The sequence below is a fragment of the Bradyrhizobium sp. R2.2-H genome (genome assembly GCF_004346455.1).
Taxonomy (GTDB): Bacteria; Pseudomonadota; Alphaproteobacteria; order Rhizobiales; family Xanthobacteraceae; genus Bradyrhizobium; species Bradyrhizobium diversitatis.
Window position 1 is genome coordinate 1 of record NZ_SMBR01000031.1, and the last position, 8,241, is coordinate 8,241.

Consider the following 8,241-nt stretch of genomic DNA (forward strand, 5'->3'; position numbering starts at 1 on the left):
GGAAAGCCATCTGGCGCGACCGATTAATCGACATCGGATCGTCATCGGCAATGGCGCCATCAGGGTAACATTCGCAGATGCGGCAATACGGGGGGTCAATTTTGCATGCCGAACGACAGCCGGACCATGACGGACCGTTCGAACGGGCGCAATTTGAGAGGGCGAAGCGCCTATTTGCCGGTGTGCCCGGATCGTCCCAGAGATCGGAGAAGCACGCGCAACTGCTGACTCAATTCGTGCCAGCCGATGCACTTTAAGAAGGCGCTCCGGCCGTCGGCAGGAGCTTTCCCAGCCGTCTGCGACGGGTTGTCCAGAGCGCCGCGGCCACCCAAGCGGCTGTAGACTCCGATTGAAGCTGGGTTCGGCGCGCGCGAGCGCCGAAATCGGTCTTGAAAAACGCTATCAAACAATCTACATTGATAGCATCGCAGTCAATCTCGGGAGGGCGCCATCATGGCCGCTGTCACCATCCGCAATCTCTCCGAGGAGGCGCACCGCGCCCTGAAAGTCCGCGCGGCGCAACACAATCGCAGCACGGAAGCGGAAATGCGCGCCATTCTGGAGGCAGCCGTGCGTCCCGAGGGCCGGCTGCGGCTCGGCACTGCCCTTTCGGAGATGAGCCGCAAGATCGGACTCACCAATGCCGATGTCGAGGCACTTGAACAGGGCCGCGACGCGCGTCCCGCTGAGCCGATGCGCTTCGAATGATCCTGCTCGATACCAATGTGGTCTCCGAGGCGATGAAGCCCGATCCGCACCCATCGGTCCGTGACTGGCTCGACGCCCAGGCGGCCGAGACGCTGTTTCTCTCCAGCGTCGCCGTCGCGGAACTGCTGTTCGGCATCGGCGCGCTGCCGCGCGGCAAGCGCAAGGACAGGCTGGCATCTGCGCTCGACGGCGTGTTGGACCTGTTCGCGACCCGCATCCTGGCCTTCGATACCGCCGCGGCGCGGCGCTATGCCGAACTCGCCGTCAAGGCGCGCGCGTTGGGAAAAGGCTTCCCAACACCCGATGGCTACATCGCTGCAATCGCTGCCGCGCACGGGTGCGCAGTGGCATCGCGCGACACGAGTGCGTTCAATGCTGCAGGTCTGACGGTGATTGACCCCTGGACCGTGACCAGCCGATAGGAACAACAACAACTGTCGTTTCTGGTTCGATCGGAGTCTCGGAGCGAAAAAGCGCAGTAGTTTCAGTTCACGGATTATGGCCCTTCAGAGTCCATTCTGGCTCCACCCGAGTCGGTTGGCCAGAACTTGGTTCCATCCGAGTCTGCTCCTTTCCGGCAAATTCAACTCAGACCGTCGCGGTACCGATCGACCTAAGCAGCAACACTTCCACTCGCTGAAATCAGCAAATCCGCCGGAATATTGAAACGCTCGCGCAGACGCTTCACCATCGTCATGCTCAATTCGCGCTTGCCGGACATGACCTCACTAACCCGACTCGCAGTGCCCAGAAGCGGCACAAGATCAGCGCGCGTCAAACCATGTTGCTCCACCAAATAGGCCAACAAATCGGGCAACGGCGGCGCTTTGCGCGGCCAGCGCGCGCGTTCATACGCCTCGATAAGGCGAGCCTGCGCGACCATGCGGGCTCGATCGGCAGCCTCGTTCGATTGCATCAGCTTGCCGACAAGCGCCTTGGCCGCCTCATGATCGGCCTGGTTCTGGATAATTATCAATGTTGCCTTCATCATACCGTCTCTGCGTTGACCTTGTCATAGTCTTCATGACTGCCGAAGAAGCGGATCATCAACACACCATCACGGTATTGAACTATGGCGATCAGGCGGTAGTCATTGGCCTTGATGTTGAACACCACACGTCCGCCTTTCAGGATGCTCGCCTTGGGATGCGATCGCTTCACCTGTTGCGGCGTCCGCCAGTCCGAACTCTCCGCAATCGCAAGCCATGCCCTGTATTGAGCGCGCGCCGCATCGATGCCCCGATGACCAGAGCGCTCGGCAAAATAGCGCTCCACAATGTCCGTGCCGATCACCAGCATGAAAGGATACTACCCAGGAGTTCCCAAAAATGGAAGAGGACAATTCCATTTTTGGGAATTTTTGTCGCGCGGCCGAACGCGAGCTACGGGCCGTCCTGTAGGAAGAAGAAATTGGACCTTCGGGCGCCACCGCGGTCCCGCGCTAGCAGCCAGCCCGCCGTCGCAGGACGAGGTTAGCTGGCGGCGGGGCTGAAAACCGAAATCTGCGACAGCCTAGCCGCCCAAACTTCATCCAACGGATCGGCAGGTCCAGACTCCGATTGAACCTAAACGACTTAAATTGAACCGAAAACGACAAATAAGTCGCATCGAGGCCGGCACTTCTTCGGAGATGCCTCCTTATGCGAATCTGACTCCATAGGTTTGGTCTGGGGTTGTCGTTTCTCGTTCGATCTGAATCTTTCGGCTTCAATTGGGGTCTGACGCCCCGCTGCTGGCCGCCCCGGCTCTAAGGAGCAGCCCCAAGGCGGTCCATCCTGCGTCCAACTCCGGCTTGAAAGCCGTCCCGTCAAACAATAGCAGTCTCTAAGTCGTTCAGGATGGCCGCAAGCTCGGATCGGCAGTCTAGCAGACGCGCCATAGTGGTCATCCTCAGGAAAAGACTCCGTTCATCTGGTTTTGGGCTACACCCATAACGGCCTCATGTTGCCCTGCCTTCAAGGCATCCAGGGCGGTCCGTCCGCCGAGCTCCGCGTGCTCGGTCCGCAGGAACCGATAGACGACCCACGGATGTCTGCCCAGTATCTCAAACAGCCTGGACAAACCGGGCAGCGGCAAGCCGGCGTCCGTGACCTGCCAACGCGGATATCTCACCGCGCGGGTCGCGCCCTGCAGTCCGAGGACTTCGCCCTGGCGGCGTTTGACGTTGACGGTCTCGTGGGACCCGCCGATGAGCGAACCGAAATCGCTCGCCGTCAGCATGTCATCGCCCTTCAATATCTCGGCCACCCTGACCTGCCCCCGCTCTCTTGCCGCCGTCAGGGCCGATTCCAGCGCGTCACTCTCCGCGACCAGTGCGGCGACAGGTTCAGCCACAACTTTCGCGTCACCATCAGGCGAGACGGGCACAGTGTAGTCGAACTCACGGCGCGCACGGTCTACCTGTCGGTCATGCGACGGGCATCGATGAAAGCCCGCTCGGGCGCGCGTGCAGCGACCGGCAGGCAGCGCTGGCGGCGTCCCTGTTGATGCAACTCTTGGCGCATTGTGCTGCCCTTACGATCGATGGCGTCACCCGAACGAGTGAAGCGTCGGCCCCCCGAAACACGTTCAGGCGCTGGCTGAGGCGGTATCGCTGGACATGGCGGGGCATTGGCAACCCACTGCCGCCAACTACCTTGGGCAGGTAACCAAGGCCGGCATTATGAAGGCGGTGCGCGAGGGCGTGTCCGAAAGGGCGGCGGCGCAGTTGGCGGACTTGAAGAAGTCTGCGATAGCCGAGGCCGCAGAGCGGATTCTGGCTGACAAGGGCTGGTTGCCGCGGGTGTTGCGATTACCTCAACGGCAATCCCTAACGCGCCTGTGGCGTAGCCACAGGCCACCGAACAAGCCGGGCAGCGAAAGCGGCCCGGCTTGTTGAACTCAAAAATTTTGCCGCGCCTGCGCGGCGGTGTCCTGCCGATGATTTGCCCGCGTTCCCCCTACGTCTACCCACTGTTCCCTTTGCGCAATTTCGGGTAAAGATTACCATCCGGCGATGCGGTGGGGGCTGCTGATGGAAACCAAATCGAGCGATCCGGCGTACGTGGTCTGCAAGTTTATTGAGACCTATGGAGAGGTATGGGACCGATACTTTCCCAACTCCATGAGGAAGGCTCATTGGCAGATCGCCTCAATCGTGCGCATGCACGACGACGGAATCCTCTTTTCGCGTATACGGGGGCGGCTTGATGCCGTCTATGGCCTTGACGAGGAAACCAGCATCCTGCGCATCAAAGAACTCGTCAAGGAGGACTTGATCAGCCTCGACGAGAAGACCATTCGGTCGTCAACCTGCCTGTCACCAACCAACAAGCTCACGCAATCATTTGACGCACATGTCGCCGAGACAGTCCAGCTGCTCTACGCAGCTGCCCGCGAAATCGAACCGACGTTTCCTTCGCATCTGCAAATTTCGCCCGTCGAGGGTGCGAACCGGATCTTCTTCGAATTCTTTGAGAGCTTCCTGGAAGCATGGGACGAACATCGCCTCGCATTCCTCCGCAAGCAGATAGCAGATTCTCCGGCACGCCGGAACAAGGCACTGCTGGCCTTAAAGACCTACGCCTATTGGCATATCTTTATGACAGCTTGGCTGCACCAGCATCCCCAGAGCAAGCCGAAAAAGGCCTACTTGCTGGTCGATGATTTCCATAGTGCAATTTATCAGCACGTCGGCGTCAGCGTGAAGGCCACAACGGGTTACATCCAGGACATGATCGATTGGGGATTCCTGCGCCGGCTAAGCAAGGATGACGGTGTCCCCCGCGGCAAGTTTGCTGTACGGATGGACAGTGATGTCTTCGAGAACTTCCGCACCGCGTTTGCCTCGACATCCGATCTCGCAAGGGAAGCTGGCCGAAATCTGATGAACCTGTATGGCGCGTCATCTACTGCGACCTCAGACGCGGACAAAATATTGAAATTTCGAGTGTCCCGGTAGAACGTTTCCGGAACTTCGGAGACAATGTTCAACCCTCTACTGCCTACGCGAGTTCTACCTGGGCCGGGGCGAATGATAGTGCGCGTCTCACTGCGCACTACCACTTGTCCCTCTGGGGCCAACGCCCGACTTCACTCCCAACAACTTGGTAAACAAATCCTTCCGCTGATTGGCGCCGCATAGTCTTCATTGCAGCGCGCGCGTGCAAAGTTAGGTTGCGCTGAGTTCGAACAGAAGGTTCGAGCGCGATCAGCGGAGACTCACGTGATCAACATCACCGGACGGTTCAAGGCCATTCCGTTCTTCATCGCGGCAGCCACATTTGCTGTCGTCAGCTTCATGGCAAGCGCACCGGCGAATGCGGGCGTCTTTGTTTGCAACGAGACCGGCATGAAACTGCACGTCGCAGTGGGTTGGAAGGAAGGCAATGCCTGGAATTCGCGCGGCTGGTACACACTTGCGCCGCAGGAGTGCAAGAACCCCATCGCAGGAGCGATGGAAAATCAGATCTTCTACTACTACGCTAGGAACACAGATAATTCCATACAGTGGAAGGACGGCGCCGAAAGCGCACACTTCTGCACCACCCGCGACCGCTTCCATTTCTCGTACGCGGTCGACCCGCCCTGCGAGGGGTTCAACTTCCGCAAAGTCCACACGAGCCAGCCCGATCAGCACACCCTGCGTCTCACCGAGACTCAGATGGACCCGGCCGAGGCCGCCCGGAATTGCGTCAACACCATGCGGGACGGACGGGATGCGTTCATCAAATGCTGGACGCGGAATGCCGCGACGTCCACTCAGCGCAAGATTCTGGAGTGCTGGGATAAGACCAAGACCTATGCCAGCTTCGCCGTGTGCGCCAACCAGGGCTATCTGAACCGGGATGCTGCGGCGGTCGCCGACTGCTCCGCAAAGTACAGTGACAATGCGAATTTGGTCACCTGCCTGACCAACGGCCGCCTCTCGGAACAGGAGTCCCGCTTTCTGAACTGTGCCGTGTCCTCGCAGGGCAATCTGGCCTCAATGGGATCGTGTGCCCTCGCCGGGCAACTGCCCCCCGAGCAGCGCCGCCTAGTCGAGTGTGTCGCGACGAATCGCGGAAGCTACACCAACATGGGCCTGTGCGCCGCTGGCGGATACGTGAACCCGGAGCATCGTCGCATCGCCGACTGTGTCGTGAAGAATAGCAACAACTACGTCGGCATGGGTGTCTGTGCCGCGGGAAACAATCTGACCCCTGAGCAGCAGGTGTTCGTGCAGTGCGCGGTGACCACTGGCGGCCAGCCGTATGCCTTCGCGGGCTGCGTGGGTACCCAGCTCACGCTGAACGAGTTGCAGAAGTGCATGACGGACGGCATCGGCGGCGACGGCTGCTTCGGCAAGAACAACGAGGCCGTCAAGTTTGTCCGTAATGCCTGGAAAGACGTGACCCGGGGTCCCGGCCCGAGCAATGATCTTGTCGGGCGTGATGGAGCACTGGTTCGCACCGTTCGCAACAATATCGCGGGACCAGCCCAGGATTTGGCGCGCGGAGAACTGGGACGGAGCGACGCCTCGGTGTGGCGTCAGGTCGGGCTGCCGCCCGTCAAGCTTCCCAAGCTGCCCAAGATCCGATTCTAGAACCTTCACGTCGAAGACGAGTCGGGATCTGTCCCGGCTCGCGCGTTAAAGCGAGAAAAACCTCAGGAGCGTACGGCCAACGCATCAACCCTTCGTCGACCGCTTCCGCTGCTGAGATCGCCTACTTCACCTGCTGATTGCACGTAAATGCAATGCAATCTTAACCTGGAGGTACGTTGATATGAGCGTTGTACAAAGGTTTACCGCCCTAGCATTCTTCACGCTAGGCATGATTGCTTCTCCTGCTTGGGCCCAGCAATCCGACGACATAGTTATGACGAGCCATCATATCAATCCGGTTCGCAACGCGCGAACGCCCTGGGACGAAGTCCAGAATTGTTTGCGTGACCCGGCCTGCGCGGCAGCGGTCAATGGAATATCTGCACAGATTGGTATTCCCGCAAATGCCATCCGCCTTGTAAGCGCTGGCGCCGCGTTCACTGCGCAGGCGGCGGGTGAGGAAACCCGGTACACGATTCCTGCGCTTAGTGGTCGGAAGGTTTGCCGCGTGCAGATCCGAACAACTTCCGTTGTCCCAGCGACCGGTAACCGCGCGTCACTTTTCTCACGCAACGCGACACCAGCAACGGTCGCGATTTATACATGGACACCGCGTCGGGGAATCGGTGGCGGAAGAAGCTGGTACGATGGAAAGGTCTTCGTCACTCACGTGAAGGATTCGCTAGCCGATGACTATGCCAAATCCGGGAAATGCACCGTTCACGCCGGCCAGCCTTCAGCTTACGCATGCAGGGGTGCTAGCGGTGTAAATCACGGCTTGGCTGCATGCGGTGGGAAAGACCTATAGGATTGCCATCATGATGCCCCTTGCAAGGCTTTGGACCTGGATAGGTAACCTCTTTATCCCGCTTGCGATCGGGTGGGCGCTTTTTGTGCAAAACGGTTTCGGAGACAAGCCGCCGCCGGATGGCGTCCTAATCTCGCGGGGATACTGGGGTTTGCTCGTTTCTTTGCTAGCCGGCAGTGCGCTCGTATGGACGGCAGCCTTGTATGCACGCCAGGCAAAAAAGGCGCGCGCGCGGATTTTAGTGCCGCCAAACACGGCCTTCGAAGATGCCAAGGATCGCAGCAAGGTTATCACCTATGGAACCGCCTGCATCTTCACAATGGTAGTGCTTCTCGCACTCGTCATTTTTGGAAGCCGTTACTCGGACAGCCTTATCCATGGCTGGAATGCTCTCAGTCCGCTCCAGCAAGGATTTTGGGCTAGTCGGGTTACGGCTCACGCTGTCGGTTGCGCATCGCAGCCTTGCTTCTCGGTCGCTCGAAGAACCGAACAAGGGGGCGGCAAGGTCTTCGGCGTCAACGAATACATTTTGTATCTTACCGATGGCGTACTTGCCGTGCTTGCAGTGCTCCTCGTATCAGGCCTTATCTACCTTCGGATTATCCGAAGACGAAACGTCGCAAGAGATTGATCCCCAACCGATCCGCTGCGATCGCGGGCAACTTGCGATGCGATCATGATGGGGATCCGGGGGCTGTGCCCCCGGCCGATTTGTCCGACCAACGACATTGTTGCGCAGAGGCGGATTGTGCCGATTTTCCTTAGACGGACTGATCGCATTGCCTCACGCAGAATGTTACTAAACAACTTCTCGCCGATGAATGCAGCAGCGCCACCAAATTGGTTCGGTGGCCTCCATGGCGGGAAAGATCAGCATGGGCGCGCGGCGCGAAGTGTTGTCGGCGGTGATGGAACGTTACCGGTCGGCCAAACGAACGGAGAAGGGGCGGATCCTTGACGAGCTGTGCGCAACGACGGGCTGGCATCGCAAGCATGCGGTGCGCGCACTCCGGCGACGCGCAACGGTTGGGCCCGACGAAGTGGAGGCACCTCGAGAGCGCAAGCGTAGATATGGCGCGACGATCAAGGACGCGCTGACGGCGTTGTGGGAGGCGTCGGATCGGGTGTGCGGCAAGCGGCTCAAAGTGATGATCCCGACCTT

General features: G+C 59.3%; 8 protein-coding genes and 1 pseudogene. 6 read left to right on the forward strand and 3 right to left on the reverse strand.

Annotated elements, in window-relative coordinates:
• Positions 1-453: 453 nt before the first annotated feature.
• The gene (locus EDE08_RS38060) at positions 454-708 is read left to right on the forward strand and encodes a FitA-like ribbon-helix-helix domain-containing protein (RefSeq protein ID WP_057198591.1); all 255 of its coding nucleotides are present in this window, start codon (positions 454-456) and stop codon (positions 706-708) included.
• Positions 705-1,130: a type II toxin-antitoxin system VapC family toxin gene (locus EDE08_RS38065; protein ID WP_131874835.1), complete on the forward strand. Its 426-nt coding sequence runs from the start codon at positions 705-707 to the stop codon at positions 1,128-1,130. Before EDE08_RS38060 ends, EDE08_RS38065 begins: the two co-directional genes overlap by 4 nt.
• Positions 1,131-1,321: 191 nt before the next feature.
• Here the strand turns inward: EDE08_RS38065 and EDE08_RS38070 are convergent, their stop codons facing one another.
• From EDE08_RS38070 to EDE08_RS38080, 3 genes are all read right to left on the reverse strand, one after another.
• Complete coding sequence (locus EDE08_RS38070; protein WP_235885116.1) at positions 1,322-1,699, reverse strand: helix-turn-helix domain-containing protein; 378 nt, start codon at positions 1,697-1,699, stop codon at positions 1,322-1,324.
• A complete protein-coding gene (locus tag EDE08_RS38075) occupies positions 1,696-2,007 on the reverse strand; it encodes a type II toxin-antitoxin system HigB family toxin (RefSeq protein WP_130370874.1) in 312 nt (103 codons plus the stop codon). The genes EDE08_RS38070 and EDE08_RS38075 overlap by 4 nt, the downstream gene beginning before the upstream one ends.
• A gap of 591 nt (positions 2,008-2,598) precedes the next feature.
• Positions 2,599-3,042 carry an XRE family transcriptional regulator gene (locus EDE08_RS38080; RefSeq protein WP_131874836.1) on the reverse strand — a complete coding sequence of 148 codons (444 nt, stop codon included), beginning with the start codon at positions 3,040-3,042 and terminating at the stop codon, positions 2,599-2,601.
• 679 nt (positions 3,043-3,721) lie between these two features.
• Between EDE08_RS38080 and EDE08_RS38085 the strand changes: the two genes are divergently transcribed.
• The 4 genes and pseudogenes from EDE08_RS38085 to EDE08_RS38100 all read left to right on the forward strand — a co-directional run.
• Positions 3,722-4,648 carry a hypothetical protein gene (locus EDE08_RS38085; RefSeq protein WP_131874837.1) on the forward strand — a complete coding sequence of 309 codons (927 nt, stop codon included), beginning with the start codon at positions 3,722-3,724 and terminating at the stop codon, positions 4,646-4,648.
• A 264-nt stretch (positions 4,649-4,912) separates the two neighbouring features.
• Positions 4,913-6,271, forward strand: a complete 1,359-nt coding sequence (locus EDE08_RS38090) for a DUF1036 domain-containing protein (RefSeq protein ID WP_131874838.1) — start codon at positions 4,913-4,915, stop codon at positions 6,269-6,271.
• An 818-nt stretch (positions 6,272-7,089) separates the two neighbouring features.
• Positions 7,090-7,710, forward strand: a complete 621-nt coding sequence (locus tag EDE08_RS38095) for a hypothetical protein (protein ID WP_131874839.1) — start codon at positions 7,090-7,092, stop codon at positions 7,708-7,710.
• Between the two features lie 226 nt (positions 7,711-7,936).
• Positions 7,937-8,241, forward strand: a pseudogene (locus tag EDE08_RS38100) (hypothetical protein); the annotation flags it as partial.